Origin of the sequence: Halomonas sp. TG39a (assembly GCF_000744395.1) — a bacterium.
Lineage (GTDB): Bacteria > Pseudomonadota > Gammaproteobacteria > Pseudomonadales > Halomonadaceae > Vreelandella > Vreelandella ventosae_B.
This window is the reverse complement of sequence record NZ_JQLV01000001.1, coordinates 503407-518525: the sequence shown is the minus strand read 5'-3', so window position 1 is coordinate 518525 and position 15119 is coordinate 503407. Positions and strand designations below refer to the sequence as shown.

General features: G+C 55.6%; 11 protein-coding genes. 4 read left to right on the top strand and 7 right to left on the bottom strand.

The window, feature by feature from the left end; translation table 11 throughout:
- The first annotated feature begins 8 nt into the window (after positions 1-8).
- Positions 9-305, top strand: a complete 297-nt coding sequence (locus tag U738_RS02330) for a DUF1330 domain-containing protein (RefSeq protein WP_035576926.1) — start codon at positions 9-11, stop codon at positions 303-305.
- A 95-nt stretch (positions 306-400) separates the two neighbouring features.
- Here the strand turns inward: U738_RS02330 and rhuM are convergent, their stop codons facing one another.
- The 3 genes from rhuM to U738_RS02315 form a co-directional block, all read right to left on the bottom strand.
- Positions 401-1390, bottom strand: a complete 990-nt coding sequence (gene rhuM, locus U738_RS02325; RefSeq protein ID WP_022519810.1) for a virulence protein RhuM/Fic/DOC family protein — start codon at positions 1388-1390, stop codon at positions 401-403.
- 233 nt (positions 1391-1623) lie between these two features.
- The gene (locus U738_RS02320) at positions 1624-3750 is read right to left on the bottom strand and encodes a TonB-dependent siderophore receptor (RefSeq protein WP_035576922.1); all 2127 of its coding nucleotides are present in this window, start codon (positions 3748-3750) and stop codon (positions 1624-1626) included.
- Positions 3751-4042: 292 nt separating this feature from the next.
- Positions 4043-5242 (bottom strand): Bcr/CflA family efflux MFS transporter, encoded by a 1200-nt coding sequence (locus tag U738_RS02315; RefSeq protein ID WP_035576918.1) that lies wholly within the window; start codon positions 5240-5242, stop codon positions 4043-4045.
- 244 nt (positions 5243-5486) lie between these two features.
- Here U738_RS02315 and U738_RS02310 point away from each other — a divergent pair, with 244 nt between their 5' ends.
- Complete coding sequence (locus U738_RS02310) at positions 5487-5996, top strand: cupin domain-containing protein (protein ID WP_035576916.1); 510 nt, start codon at positions 5487-5489, stop codon at positions 5994-5996.
- A gap of 130 nt (positions 5997-6126) precedes the next feature.
- Here U738_RS02310 and U738_RS02305 read toward each other — a convergent pair whose 3' ends face one another.
- The 3 genes from U738_RS02305 to U738_RS02295 all read right to left on the bottom strand — a co-directional run bounded on the left by U738_RS02305 (position 6127) and on the right by U738_RS02295 (position 12085).
- Positions 6127-7641 carry an MFS transporter gene (locus U738_RS02305; RefSeq protein ID WP_035576914.1) on the bottom strand — a complete coding sequence of 505 codons (1515 nt, stop codon included), beginning with the start codon at positions 7639-7641 and terminating at the stop codon, positions 6127-6129.
- A gap of 117 nt (positions 7642-7758) precedes the next feature.
- A complete protein-coding gene (locus U738_RS02300; RefSeq protein ID WP_035576912.1) occupies positions 7759-10905 on the bottom strand; it encodes a multidrug efflux RND transporter permease subunit in 3147 nt (1048 codons plus the stop codon).
- Positions 10906-10927: 22 nt separating this feature from the next.
- On the bottom strand, positions 10928-12085 hold the full coding sequence (locus U738_RS02295; RefSeq protein WP_035576910.1) for an efflux RND transporter periplasmic adaptor subunit: 1158 nt from the start codon (positions 12083-12085) through the stop codon (positions 10928-10930).
- 169 nt (positions 12086-12254) lie between these two features.
- Between U738_RS02295 and U738_RS02290 the strand changes: the two genes are divergently transcribed.
- Together U738_RS02290 and U738_RS02285 are read left to right on the top strand one after the other, a co-directional pair.
- Entirely contained in the window at positions 12255-12989 is a 735-nt protein-coding gene (locus U738_RS02290; protein ID WP_022519776.1) for a response regulator, read from the top strand.
- Positions 12986-14065, top strand: a complete 1080-nt coding sequence (locus tag U738_RS02285) for an ATP-binding protein (protein ID WP_035576908.1) — start codon at positions 12986-12988, stop codon at positions 14063-14065. Before U738_RS02290 ends, U738_RS02285 begins: the two co-directional genes overlap by 4 nt.
- A gap of 349 nt (positions 14066-14414) precedes the next feature.
- Here U738_RS02285 and U738_RS02280 read toward each other — a convergent pair whose 3' ends face one another.
- The gene (locus tag U738_RS02280) at positions 14415-15101 is read right to left on the bottom strand and encodes a TetR/AcrR family transcriptional regulator (protein ID WP_035576907.1); all 687 of its coding nucleotides are present in this window, start codon (positions 15099-15101) and stop codon (positions 14415-14417) included.
- Between the last annotated feature and the right edge of the window lie 18 nt (positions 15102-15119).

Genomic DNA, 15119 nt, shown 5'->3' with positions numbered 1-15119 from the left:
AGAATTTAATGCCCGCTTACGTCGTACTAACTCGTGAACATACTCACGACGCCAAGGAAATGGAGCGCTACAGCGAGAAGGCGAAAGCCGCTCGTGAAGGCCACGATCCGCAACCGCTCGCTTTTTATGGCGATTTTGAAGTGCTTGAAGGTAGCGCTATGGAAGGTGCGGTGATTCTGCGCTTTCCGGATATGGCTGCCGCCCGCGCCTGGTATCAAAGCCCCGCCTACCAGGAAGCCCGCAAGCATCGCTTCCAGGGCGCCGACTACCGCGTTTTTATCGTTGATGGCCTAACAGAAGCCTAAAGAACCTCACCTGCAAAGGCGATGGAACCCTCGCCTTTGCGGGGCCGATTTTCCCTACCCCAATCATGACGCAACGATTACCCCCGCGTTAGCGCTCAACTTTCTTTAAGCAGTACAAAATGCTCAATCAATCGAATCATCAGCGTTTTCTGATCGGGCAGACTTTCCGCCACTAATAACGCTAACGCGACCAGCGTGTTGTCATTAATAAGCTGCTCAACAGGGCGTGCCAGTAACGCGGCGTTGCGGCGCAGGTACCACAAAAACAGAAAAGAGCCACAGCGCTTATTTCCATCAGCTAGGGGATGGTTCTTGATAACAAAATAAAGCAGGTGCGCCGCTCGGGTAGCCACATTGGGGTAAAATAGCTCATCACCAAAACCTTGTTCGATGGTGGCGAGAGCTGATGTCAAACCATCACCCCGCACCTGTCCAAAAAGCTCGGTTGCTTCGCCTTTGCTAATGAGAGTTCGCTTCAACTCACTAATGGCTTTCAGTGCCTCTTCCAACCCTAGCGAATGCATATCAGGCTGCTTGATGTTTAACTCAGCTAATTGCTGTTCATCGTAGCCCTGCAGCAAACTCCAGGAGCGTGCGTAGTCGCTAATAACACGCGCAACGGCTTCGCCCTCGATAGATACCAGCCCTTGGTTGGTCAAGGTTCGGCTGAGCAGATTGACTGCCTGTTCAAACTCGATACCGCGCTCGGTTAGTCGGCGTTGGTTAAGGGTATAGCCTTGAACCAGATATTGTTTGAGTACATCGGTAGCCCACTTGCGAAACTGTACACCACGCTGAGATTTCACGCGGTAGCCAACTGAAATAATGACATCAAGATTGAAGTGATCAACCTGATAAGCTTTGCCATCTTCGGCAGTATGTGCAAATTTTGCACATACTGAATTTCGCTCCAGCTCTCCCTCGTTAAAAACGTTACGAATGTGCTTTGTAATAACCGAACGCTCGCGCCCAAACAGTTCACACATCTGCGCCTGACTCAACCACACGGAGTCCTGTTCCAACGCCACTTCCAGCTGCGCTTTGCCATCTTCGCTGGTGAATATCTGTATTTGCTGGTCATTCATCGATTGCGCCCCCGTTTTTATCCCGATCTACCTGTCGCTAAAGCGACTCTCTTAGTTAGCTAAGTATAAATCGCGACTTAAACTGTACACCCATACAGCAAAAATCCCAAAAAATGTTTGCTGTTAAACATCCACGAACGCTCTGGGTGATGGAAAACGCGATACCAAAACGCCCCGAACCAAGTCGGGGCGTTTAGCGGTTGTTGCACCTCTGGGGTACAGGCGGAATTAAATCACCAGCGATAGCTCACTTTCGCGCTGATTTCGCGACCCGGATTATAGTAATCGGCGGTGCTTGAACCGACCACGTGCTGCTCGTCAAGCAAGTTGCTGACATTGACGGCTAGATCGGCGTCTTTGGTGAGCTGATAGCTGAAGGCCGCGTCAAAGAGCGTTGCCGCACTGCTTTTTGACGTATTGGCGACATCAAAGTAGTAGGAGCCGATGTAACGGGCGCCGAGGCCAACACTCATATCCTGGCTTGGCAAGGTATAGTAGCCCCACAGCGACGCCGTATGTTTGGGTGCTGCGGTGAACTCCTTACCCTCTCTGGCTGCGTTGCTGTCGCGTACCACTTCCGACTCCATATAGGAGTAACCACCGGCCACGCTAAAGCTATCGGTCAACTCAGCCTTCGCTTCCAGATCAAGGCCCCGTACGCGGGACTCACCTACGGTTTCCCGCTCGATAACGCCATTGTCCTGTACAACCGAGATGGTGACGTCGTCCCTGGTTAGGTCATAGATGGCCGCCGAAAACAGCGCATTCGTACCAAAGGGAGAATATTTCGCACCAATTTCGTACTGCTCGCCCCGTTCGGGATCGACACCAATCGTGGGCGGTGCGACCGACTCCACCATGCTGACATAGGTAGAGATTTCGTCGGTGACCCGATAGGTCAGCGCACCGCGAAGTGAGGTCTCAGAGAAGTCATCGGAATCGGTAACGCCCGCCATGTTGGTGCTTGAGACATCCATCGAGTCGTTGCGCACACCCGCTGTCACAATGAATCGGTCATAGAAGGACAAATTCTGAGTCAGGAAAACCGACTCGGTGGTGAAATCCTGCTTGTTGCTGCTATAGACGTTGAGGCTACTCGGCGCACCGCTAAAGACAGGATTTGCGATATCAATGGAGGTCGCATCCCCGTAAAACGAACTGTCTTCGGTTGAGGCATCGCGATACTCGACACCCACAAGCGTGCTGCTATCGACCTGATCAAAGCGGGCGTCGTATTGCAGGATAGCGTTGCCGATCAACTCCTGAGCTTCGTTGTCGGTACCAAAATAGTCGCGATCCACCACGCTGCCAACTCGCGCTGCAGAGTCAGTGATATAGACGTATCCGAAGTCGTCGGTCAGGTCGCTATAGCGCAGATTACCGCGCAGCGTCAGGCCGTTGTTGAAATCATGGGTGAGCTGCCCGGTGAGGCTGGTACGCTCAACATCGTGATAGTTGAAGCCAGGCTCGCCGAAGAAGTCGCTGCGGTCGTACTCCCGGTCGAGCGGATAACCACCGCTATTGGGGGTGTCATCACGCTTCAGGTAATCGAAGATAACGCTTGCTGAGGTGTACTCCGTCGGCTCCCAGGCCAAGCCACCCATCAAGAAACCATTATCGTCTTTGGAGTGATCGTATTCGCGGTCGCTGTCTCGGAGGGTGCCGGTAAAGCGGTAGGCCACTGTCTCGTCAGCGTTCAGCGTGTCCCCCACATCAACACCGGCCTCTTTGGCGTCGAATGAACCGTAGGAGAGATACCCCTCCCCAAAACGCTCAAAGCGTGGCCGTTTGCTCACGAAGTTGACCGAACCACCCGGATCCGCCGGACCAAACAGGGTGGAGTTGGCGCCGCGCAATACTTCAACGCGCTCGTAGGCGTAAGGCTCTTCGCGTACACCGCGCATTGAGCCTAGCGTCAGCCCGTCACGGTAAGTGGTGGCCTCGAATCCGCGAATTTTAAAATAGTCGTTACGGTCATCGGTGCCGTAATAATCAGTGAGCACGCCTGGCGTATATTGCAGCACTTCCTCAGTGGTAGAGGCGCTGCGCTGCTCAATCTCCTTCTCGGTGACGACCGACACGGAGGCAGGTGTATCAAGAATACTGGTGGCGACCTTACCACCCACCCACAGCTCCTGAGCCACTATCGAATTGGCATCATCATCAGCGTAGGCCTGGGCGTTGACGATAATGGGGGCGAGGCGATATCCCTCGTTATCGTCACTGCCTTCGCCGGTCTCCTGGGCGTTCCCGAGCATGGGAATACTCACCAGCGTGGTGCCGCACAGAATAGCGGTAGTGGTCTGCTGCCACCGTAACCGGCTTGCGCCGCGCCGGACTGTGCTACTGCTATCAGTCATGTTGAAGATCCCTTGAAATGATTAAACCGGCCCTGCTCGCCTTATGGTTTTCTTTTAAAAGGCCGTGAGAGTATCCAAAGGTGGCAGCACCTAGTCAATAGTAATAACACAAATCATAATCATTTATTTTGAACTTTAGTTCATGATTGCAATACACGTATGAGGTCATGCACCAGCCGACTACCCGTCCTATATCTGCAGCGCTCGTGTACCAGCGGCATCTGATCAACAAATAAAAAAAGCCCCGTGTTATCCAAAACACGGGGCTTTTGACAAAGGAGTGTGGCCTGGCTCAGTGTGCCTCGACAGCGGCACGCCCTTTGATGATAGAGCGGGCAAGCATCACATACCCCACCGAACCACAGGCGGCCATGGCCAGAATGACCGCTTCAAGCGTATGCGGTAGCAGTGCAGACAATCCACTCAGAATCCCAGCGATGCCGAACTGGGCGGCACCCAGCAGCGCTGCGGCCGTACCACTGCTAGTGGGAAAGAACTCCAAAAAGCAGGCCTGAATATTCGGCGAGATCGCCCCCACCGCGCCGATGGTCAGCATCATGGCGGCGAGGAAGGCGTAAAGCGACCAATCCATAAAGGCAGCCATCACCAGCAATAGTATGCCGACAGCCTGACAGCCCGTTGCCAACTGTAGGATACGCAGTGACGGTAGCCTGGAAAGCAAGACTCGATTGAGAATATTGAAGATAAGCATCGCGACGATATTCGCCGCAAACAGCATCGAAAAGCTTGAAGGTGACTGGCTGAAATGCCCCTGATAGATAAATGACGCATAGGTGATGAACATCATCAGGGTAGAAAAAGAGGCAGCCTGCCAAACGATGAACGGCAGGGCGGGTTTTGTCGATAATACCAATTTGTAACGCGCCAGCAGGCTCATCTTAGGGCTTTTCGCGCGCGACACCTTGCCCTTGCCAGTAAACAGCACCCGCACCAGCAACGGCACCAGCAGCACCGCGTACACCGCCAAGGCGAAAAAGATAGTGTGCCAGGAACCCAGCAACAAAATCGCGCTGCCTACGCTTGGCGCAATGCCAGGCGCCAGCACCATGATAAAGCCCATCATCGAGAACAGCTTCGCGGCGTCGCGCCCCGCCACCCGGTCACGCACTAACGCCGGTACCGAAACCAGAGTCAAGCCGGCGCCAATGGCCTGAATTGCCCGCCCACCGAGCAGGGTGTTCAGGGAATCCGCCATACCAATGACAATGCTTGAGAGCGCAAAAATCGCCAGCCCGCTCATCAACACCCGCTGGCGCCCGAAGCGGTCTGAAAGCGCACCGCCGATTAACTGACCCAACGCCAACGCAAATACATACACCGAAACACTCAACGATACCGCCTGCTGAGAAATCCCCAGCGATTCACCAATGACCGGAAAGGCCGGCAGATACGTATCCATGGAAAACGGGCCCAGCATCATGGTCATTGCCAGGCTCAGCACCACAATGAAAGGCGTTTTAGATTGGGTCATAGAAGCTCGCGGTAAAAGGCGTAATGATGGACAACACCCACGATATGATACCGACTGATGTCATCATGGCAATCGAATAGAAAATGAGGGGGTGGGCTGCAGGGCGGTAATCGACTAAACACTTAGCCAGTTTGTTATCGGTTTGCTCGGCCATACATTAAAAACTATTCTTAAAAACATGCTTAAAACCAAGCTTAAAAACCATGCTGACAGCACATCCCCAACGAGGAATGAGGAGGCAAGGATGTCTATGCCCCAGCCAGAACGACTTCATCTCGACAGCGATGCAGCGACCGGCTACCCCAATTCCCCTCTACCAGTGCTGATTTATCGTCAGGTTCTCGATATCAGCAATGCAGAGGAGCGGGCCGAGGCGTTCGAAGTGATGTTCAAACGCCACGGCTGGCCCCCTGCGTGGCGCTACCACCTGTATGACTTTGACCACTTTCACTCCACCGCCCATGAAGCACTGGGTATCTTTCGCGGGCGGGCACGGGCGCGGCTGGGAGGCCCTAACGGCCAGGAGCTGATGCTTTACCCAGGCGATGTACTGGTGCTGCCAGCGGGAGTTGGGCATGCCAGCCTAGAGGCGGATGATGATTTCTGCATGGTAGGCGCCTACCCTCCCGACCAAGAGCCGGAAATAGAGCGCGGCGACCCCGCACAGCTTGCGGCGGCACAAGAACGAGTGGCTGCCGTGGCCTTACCCGAGGATTCGCCGGTCGGCGGGTCTCTGGCAGGGTTGTGGGGGTAAAGCGACTGTTGCTCAACTGTTCGATGGAGGGGGCAGATAGATAAGGCTGCAACAGCACCCCACAACATTCACTTTGGCAGCTAACATCGGAGCTAGTACCGCATGGATGTACACCAGTGCCCAACCAACATCACTCGTGCGCACCCACCTTGTCTGGGTGGCTACCCAGCATCAGAAAAACCACCACCGACAGCAAGGCGATGAGAATCGCAGCAGCTGTTAGCAGGATCGAGTGCGTGGTGGAGAACGCTGCCTTCGCGGCCATGATGAGTGCATCCGCCTGATCTGCAGCCAGCCCTTGTGCCACAACGATGCTATCGCTCATTGAGCGCGCTGCCTGTGCAGCGAGGGCTGGCTCCAAGTGTGGCGGCAGTACAATAGTGCTGGTATAGACGCTCGCCATGAAAACCCCGAACAGGGTGATGCCGAGCCCACTGCCCAATTCGTAGCCGGTGGCTTCCAAAGAGCCTGCAGCCCCTCCTTTCCTGGCATCCACAGCCCCCATGATGGCAATCGAGGAAGCGGTCAGGCCAATGCTCAAGGTTAGCCCCAGCACGGCCAAGGCTGTTGGCACTGTCCAGTCAGGCGCGTGGAAGTCAGACTGCGCCAAGTAGCCCAACGCTGCTGCCGCGATCACCATCGACAGACTGGCAACCAGCCGTAAGCCAAACCGGTTGGACAGGTAACCTGCAACGGGCCCACCAACTGCAGCGGCCGCCATGATCGGCACCATGAACAGACCGGCCTGCAGCGGTGTCTTGCCCAGCACATATTGCAGCTCTTGCGCCAGCGTCAGCTCGACACCTGCCAGTGCGCCGGCAGCCACTAGCGCCATCACCAGGCCAGCGACAATGGCCGGATGACGAAATAGCGATAAGTCCAGCATCGGCTCCGCCGAACGCAGCTGGATACGTGCAAACCAGGTCAGCATCGCTAGCCCCAGGAAGAGCACCAACCCTGCACGCCATAGTGGCTGCCCCGCTCCCACCCCAGACTTGATGCCGTAGACCACCGAGATAATGCCAACAAGCAAAATCAACGCCTGGCCGAAAGACCACTTGCCTGGTGTCGTTGCCTCGCGGCGCGGCAGCAGACCATAGACGACCGCCACCACCACTAGCATGATCGGTACATTAATGAGGAATACCGAGCCCCACCAGTAATGTTCCAGCAAAGCCCCACCCACCAACGGTCCCACAGCCGCACCTGCGGCCCCCACCGTTCCCCATAAGCCAAGCGCCATCGCACGCTCGCGCTCGTCTTCGAAGGTTTTGCGGATGACACCTAGCACACAAGGCATAATCATCGATCCGCCAATAGCGAGCAGCACTCGAGCACCGATCAACATGGCGGGTGTCGTCGAGAATGCCGCCAGTAGTGACGCCACCCCGAACACGACGAGCCCGGTCAGCAGCACACGGCGCGTTCCGATTCGGTCAGCCAGCGTGCCCATCGGCACCAGCAGGCCAGCCATCAGCAGCGGATAAATATCGATGATCCACAGCACTTCGGTGCCAGTGGCACCCAGCGCTGGCGTCAGCACCGGTACCGCGACGTGCAGAATCGTCATATCGATAACAACAGGCAGGAACGCCAGCATGACGGCAAACAGCACTAGCCAACGTTGTGGGATAGCAGAAAACATTAAACACTTAACTCCTAAATAGTGGATATCACTTCCGACGCTGCCACTGAAAAGGTGTCTGACACAGGGGACGCCGACAGCGTTAGCACGATAGGCGGAATCAGTCGGCGCATGGCATTAATGCTCTATATCGTTATCGGGTTGTAATGATGAAGGGCGACGAGCCGTACGCCAGCTACTAACGCGCTCCTGAAGGCCTATCACGAAAACGAAGAACACCGGAACAAAGAGAATTACCAGAAGCGTTCCGCTAACCATGCCGCCGAAAACGCCCGTGCCTATCGCATGCTGGGTTTTGGCACTGGCGCCAAACGCGACCATCAACGGCACCACCCCTAAGCCGAAAGCGAGTGAGGTCATAAGAATCGGGCGCAGGCGCAGGCTGGCGGCTTCCACTGCGGCCTCCATCAGCCCTTTACCTTGCTCACGCAACTGCTTTGCGAATTCAACAATCAGGATCGCGTTTTTCGCAGACAGTCCGATCACGGTGACCATACCGACTTTGAAGAAAACATCGTTAGGCAGGTCACGCAGCAACATGGCGGCCACCGCCCCCAGCAACCCCAGCGGCACAACCAGGATGACCGACAGCGGAATCGTCCAGCTCTCGTAGAGAGCGGCTAACACCAGAAACACCGCCAGGATGGATAGCGCCACCAGCATGGGTGCCTGGGCAGCGGACTGGCGCTCCTGAAGGGACTGCCCCGTCCAGGCCACTGCGAAACCGGGCGGAAGTTGCTGCGCCAGACGCTCCATTTCAGCCATGGCGTCACCAGTGGAAGTCCCCTTCGCCGCACCGCCAGAAATACTAGTGGCGGGATAGCCCAGGTAACGCACCATTTGTAGCGGTGTTTCGTCCCACACCGGCGTGACCACCTCTGACAGGGACACCATCCCTCCCCTGCTATTACGCACGTGCAGCTTGAGCACGTCATCAACCTGCATGCGTGCCGACGCATCCGCTTGCATAATCACCTGCTGCATCCGGCCTTCATTCGGGAAATCGTTGATGTAGGATGACCCCATTGCGGTAGACAGGATTTCGCTAATGTTGGCGAACGACACGCCAAGCGCTTCGGCTTTCTGGCGATCAATATCAAGGCGAATGCTCGCCCCTTCTGGAAGGCCGTCGGAATAGACGTCGCTGACGACCTTGCTCTGCGCCGCCAGTTCCAGCAGCGTCGTCTCGGCAGCCTTAAGGGCGGCCGGCCCCTGGTTGCGTCGATCCTGCAAGAACATCGTAAAGCCGGACTTGGTGCCCAATTCATCAATGGCCGGCGGCAACATACTCATCACCGTCCCTTCGTTCAATTGACTCATGGCTGCCTGAGCTCCTTCCGCTTCACTCGCCGCCGTGGCACCGTCACGCTTCCCCCAATCCTTTAGCGTGGTGAACGTCAGCGCTGTATTCGCGCCAGACCCAGAGAACCCGAAGCCCAAAATAGACATATTGCCGTCTACGGCAGGGCGCGCCATGACGTACTCCTCATACGCCTTGACGACATCCAAGGTACGCTCGGTTGTCGCATTAGCGGGTAGCTGGATACTGGTCATGAAATAGCCTTGATCCTCTTCCGGCAGAAAAGCCGAAGGCAACTGGCGGAAGGCGAACACCAGCACGCCTGCGATGACCACAAACACCAGCATGACCCGACCACTGCGGGCGACCAGCCTCCCCACACGCGATTCGTAACGGGCGGTCATACGTTTAAGCGACCGGTTGAACACGCCGAAGAAACCGCCTTTGTCGTGGTGCCCCGGCTTAATGGGTTTGAGAAGGGTGGCGCATAGCGCCGGTGTTAGCGTCAACGCCAGAAACGCTGAGAACAGAATCGAGACCACCATCGCCAGCGCGAATTGCTGGTAGATCACACCGACCGAGCCACTCGAGAAGGCCATCGGGATAAACACCACCGTCAATACCAGGGTGATGCCCACCACCGCACCAGTAATTTCCTTCATCGCCTTGATGGTGGCGTCCTTTGGCGACAATCCCTCTTTGGCCATGATGCGTTCAACGTTCTCGACCACCACGATAGCGTCATCGACGATGATGCCAATCGCCAACACCATGCCAAACATCGTCAGCACGTTGATTGAGAAACCTGCCAGCAGCATCACCGTGAAGGTTCCCAACAACGCAATCGGCGCGACCAGTGCGGGAATCAGCGTGTAACGGATGTTCTGTAGAAACAGCAGCATCACCAGGAACACCAATACCATCGCCTCGATAAGGGTATGGATGACCTTCTCGATAGAAACCTTAACGAACGGGGCCGTATTAAAGGGGACCGATGAGCTCATACCCGCGGGTAGCGCCTGGTTTAACTCAGCCAAACGCGCTTGCACACTTTCCGACGTGCGGACAGCATTGGCACCGGGTGCCAGCTGTATGGCTGCCGCCGTCGCTGGCTGGCCATTCTCACGATTGGAGAAGCCGTAGGATTGGGCGCCCAACTCAACTCGCGCCACATCGCCCAACACCACTTTGGAGCCGTCGACATTAGCGCGAAGTACGATAGCGGCGAACTCTTCCGGCGTGCTCAATTGCCCCTGTGCGGTCAACAGCGAGGACACCTTTTGGCCGGGTAAGGCCGGAGACGCGCCGATGCTGCCCGGCACAATCGGTGCGTTCTGCTCCGTGATCGCGGTCGAGAGATCATTCACCGACAAGCCGAAAGCAATCAGCTTCTCCGGCTCTATCCAGATTCGCATTGCCTGCTCAGCACCGAACAGCTGCACACGACCAACACCGTCAATGCGGCGCAGTTCCTCGACGATATTGCGCGCCATATAATCGTTCAGGGCGATCTCATCAAAGCGCCCATCATCGGAATTCAGACCTACGATCATCAGAAAACTGGATGACGCTGACTCTACGCTCAGCCCATCCTGACGAACCGCCTGGGGTAACCGAGGCTCGACTGCCTTGAGTCTATTCTGCACATCCACTTGGGCCAGTTCCGGATTTGTCCCTGGCTTGAAGGTGGCGGTGACAGATGCCGACCCTGAAGAGTCCGCCGACGATTCGAAGTACAGCAGATTCTTGACGCTGGACAGTTCTCGTTCGATGAGACTGAGCACGGCATCGTTCATGGTCTGCGGTGTGGCGCCGGGGTAAGTCGCAGTGATGGTCACCGAAGGGGGCGCTACCGAGGGGTAGTGAGCGACCGGCAGCTTAGGAATGGCGATCACGCCCAGCAGGATGATAAACAGCGCGACCACCCACGCAAAGACTGGGCGCTGGATGAAGAACTGAGGCATTGCGGAGACTCCTGAAGCTTAATTAAGAAGATGCCACTGAAGCCTCAAGAGGCGATGACCTATGCCAATCAGTCGCGCTGACTTCGACACCATCAGAAAGTCGCTCTATACCCTCGACGACAACCTTCTGCCCCTCTGTCACCCCCGTCTTAATCCGATAATTACCGTTCGCCAATTCACCAAGCTCCACTGAGACCATCACCGCCTTGTCGCTGTCACCAATCAACCACACGTAGGGCTTACCGCCGATGCGCACCACGGACTGTTGCGGCACCGTCAACGCGTTGTCATAGCGTGCGTAGGGCACGCGGGCGCGCACAAACATACCGGGCAGCAGGCGTCGATTGGGATTGTCCACGAGTACACGCAGTAAAAAGTCACCCGTGCTGGCATCCACATTGATGCCCGAAAAAAGAATGCGTCCGGTGACATCGTAGGGTGTACCGTTGCTGCCGAGGATGGTGACCGGTAAACCATTATCTAGCGAAGGTTGCGCCGCCATCGCATCTTGAAGCGATTCAAGTGAGGAAGCCGAACGCTGAACATCGACATAAACTTTATCGATCTGCTGAACACGGGCCATGGGCGTGCTATCGCTGCTGCCGACAAGCGCTCCCACCGTTACCAACTCTTGATCAATTCGGCCAGCAATGGGAGACGCCACCGTGGAAAACTCTAAGTCAAGGCGGCGACGTGACAGCGTGGCACGCGCTTGAGCCACCTCAGCAGCGGCCTGCTGACTTTTGGATACGGCGTCGTCATAGGCCTGGCGGCTCACCGACTGCCCCCTGACCAGCGACTCCAACCGAGCGGACTGCGCACGGGCATTCGCAAGCTCGGCTTCGGCTTTCTGCAAAGCGGCTTCTGCCGTTTCCACTTCCGCTCGAAACGGCGCTGGGTTGATTTCGAATAATGGCTGCCCCGCACTCACGTCGGTTCCCTGTTCGAAAAGTCGACGTTGGACAATTCCGCTGACCTGCGGACGAATTTCCGCCACTTGAAAAGGAGCGACCCGGGCCGGTAAGTCTTCGGTCAGCTCCAATCTAACGGGTTCCAAGGTAACGACAGACACTCGGGCAGGAGACGGCGTTACTTCTTGCTCAACTGGCCCGCAGGCGGTTAGCACGCTTAGCAGCAAGGCACAGAGGCCACCATTGCGGTAAATATGTCGGATCGTCATGCATCTTCCCTTCAGGCATCGTTCTTTCAGACCTAGCTCATTGAGAAATAGGTAAACATTTGCCTAGCAATAAAATTGAAGGGGACTATATCGCTATAGCGTGGTATTAACGTCGACGGTATGTGTAGATATGATGGAGAACACAATTAATGTTTCATTAGGCACTTTTATGTCCACGACTCAACAGTCGCCAAATTCTTCTTCTGGCCTGCAAGCACTGGTTCTCATCGCCGAAGACGAGCCTGAGATCGCTGATATTCTTCAGGCTTATCTGAGACGTGAGGGCCTTCGAACTATCCACGCAGAAGATGGACGCAAGGCATTGGAAATGCATTTGTCGATGAAGCCCGATCTCGTCTTACTTGATGTAAAGATGCCTAAAATGGATGGTTGGCAGGTGCTGTCGGAGGTTCGCCATCGTGGTGAGACGCCCGTCATCATGTTGACCGCGATGGATCAGGACATCGATAAACTCATGGGCTTGCGTTTTGGTGCCGACGACTACGTCGTCAAGCCGTTTAACCCTGCTGAGGTTGTCGCACGCACTCAGGCAGTGTTAAGGCGCACCATGGCTGATGCTAGCCATCAACCCCGTGTCCTCCGGGTGCCGCCCTTTGAGATCGACCTGGAACAACACGAAGCCTTTGTTCAGGTAGGAGGAGACTCGCATAGCCTTGCGTTGACGCTCACCGAATTCAGGTTGTTGACGCACCTTGCACGCGCGCCCAAAAAAGTTTGCACCCGCGCAGAGTTATTGGCCGCCTGCCTCCCCGAGGGTGAGGCGCTTGAGCGCACTGTCGACAGCCATATCAGCAAGCTGCGTAAAAAACTGGAAGACGTCGATGTGAGAGGCATACCCGTTGGCATACGCGGCGTTGGGTATCGGCTGTGGGGAACAGAATGAAACTCATTGGATTGAGCCGGACAATCGCATTGACCATGGCAGCGATGGCGTTTGGGATAACACTGCTAGTCGTGGTGACCTCTTATGTGTTCTATTTCATTACCTTCCATTTTTGGCAGGGGTCGATTAACGAACCAAACATGTTCCCGTCGGGGCTAGAGTGGGCTTGGCTCGTTAGCACTACGCTGGTTGGGCTGGCGTTCGCCGTGATAGTGGGCATGCACTTGGCACGTCGCATTCTGGTACCCCTAAACTCCGTAACAGAAAGCATGCGTCGCGTCGCGCAAGGCGACCTGGACGCACGCGCCGCTACGGGTGATCGCTCTTTAGGCGAGGCCGCCGTTTTGGCAAACGACTTCAATGCCTTGGCAGACCAACTACAGCGTATGTCCAAGGAAATGACGTTCTGGAATGCGGCTATTGCCCATGAGCTGCGTACGCCCGTTACTATTTTACGCGGACGCCTGCAAGGCTTGGCAGAAGGCGTATTCCCCCCCGAAAAACCCCAGTTTCTGAGTCTCCTTACCCAAATCGATGGCATGGCACAACTGATTGAAGACCTTCGCGCCGTGAGCTTGGCCGAAAGCGGCCATCTGAACCTTGAGATCAAGCAATGTGACCTTTCTGCTGAAATTGAATCAGTTGTTGAATTTTGTAGACATACCCTAAATGCATCAAATCATTATCCAACCCTTGATCTGCAAGCTGGCGCCGTTTATTGCGACCCTGTCCGTATTCGTCAGGCATTGCTTGCGTTGCTGGAAAACGCTCGCCAGCATGCATCACCAGGGTCACTCATCATCCAAACGCGCCAGAATGACGGGTGGTGTGTTTTGCGTGTTATGGATTCCGGCCCAGGTATCCCTCAGGAAGATGCCTCTCAGATTTTCACGGCCTTCCGGCATGCGCGGGACGCTGACAGTGGTATGCCAGGAGACAAGCGAGGAAGCGGGCTAGGATTGGCGGTAGTCGCGGCTATTGCAAGAGCCCATGGTGGCGAGGCTAAATGCTACCCCTCTGATGAGGGTGGCTCTTGTTTTGAGTTGCGCTGGCCTTCTCAATCACACAGTACGTGATGACATAGCGCGTGATGACATAGCGCGTGATTGCTGAATGGTCGGCGGTCGGTGCCTATCCACTTCCACTAAGCCACGAGCCATAGGCAGAGCGCGACGACCCCGCACCACTGGCGGCAGCACAATCTCGAGCTGCTGCTAAAAAATGGCGAGCTGAGCTACAAGAGCCCAACCGCTTTCTCCAGTATGTTTCGTAAGGTGCTCGGCCAATCTCCAACGGCCTTCATTCGGGCGGCTAGTCGCCCGCCGGAGGAAGGCGGCGGTTCTGGCTTGGTTTGCTGTCGTAAACTTATGCAGCAGATGGGCAAGTAGATGAGGTATTCGGAGCCCTGCAGATAGTCCTTGTCGCTTATTTAATCACCCGGGACTCAACACATAGATAGGAAAGTATTACCTCGACCGCATGGGCACGCCGCTCAATCAACCAATCCGGGTCAGCCAGATCCTGCTCGAAGATGATGGATAGCGTGTCGCGTTGATTGATGTGAATGATTGATAGCGAAAGAATAGAAATGTAGAGCTGGGTAGGGTCTACAGCCGAGCGAAATACCCCTGCTGCTTCCCCTCGCTTTAGGGTATCCCGGATCATGCCTACGAGCGGCGTCGTTTGCTGGACGACTTTGCTCGATTTGCGCAGCATGCGCCCACCCAGCAAGTTCTCATTACGCACCAGGCTGGTGAACTCGGGATGCTCGGCCATATGATCGAAGGTGAATTCGACCAGCGCGCGCATACCTGCAACGGGCTCGAGATAGCTTAAATTGAGTGCCTGCTCCTTGGCGCGCAACTCCTCATAGACTCGTTCGAGAACAGTCAGGTAAAGACCTTCCTTGTCATCGAAGTAGTGATACACCATGCGCACATTACAATCGGCTGCACGCACGATACGTTCCATGCGAGCGCCATCGTAGCCGCGCTCGGAAAACTCTTGAGTCGCCGCTTGAAGCAGGCGCTCGCGTGTTTCATGAGCATTACGGCGGGTTTTTCCCCGGGTACGGGCACTCTGTTTCACATCGAGCGTATCGCTTTTTGTCATGTACACATCCTTGTTTCT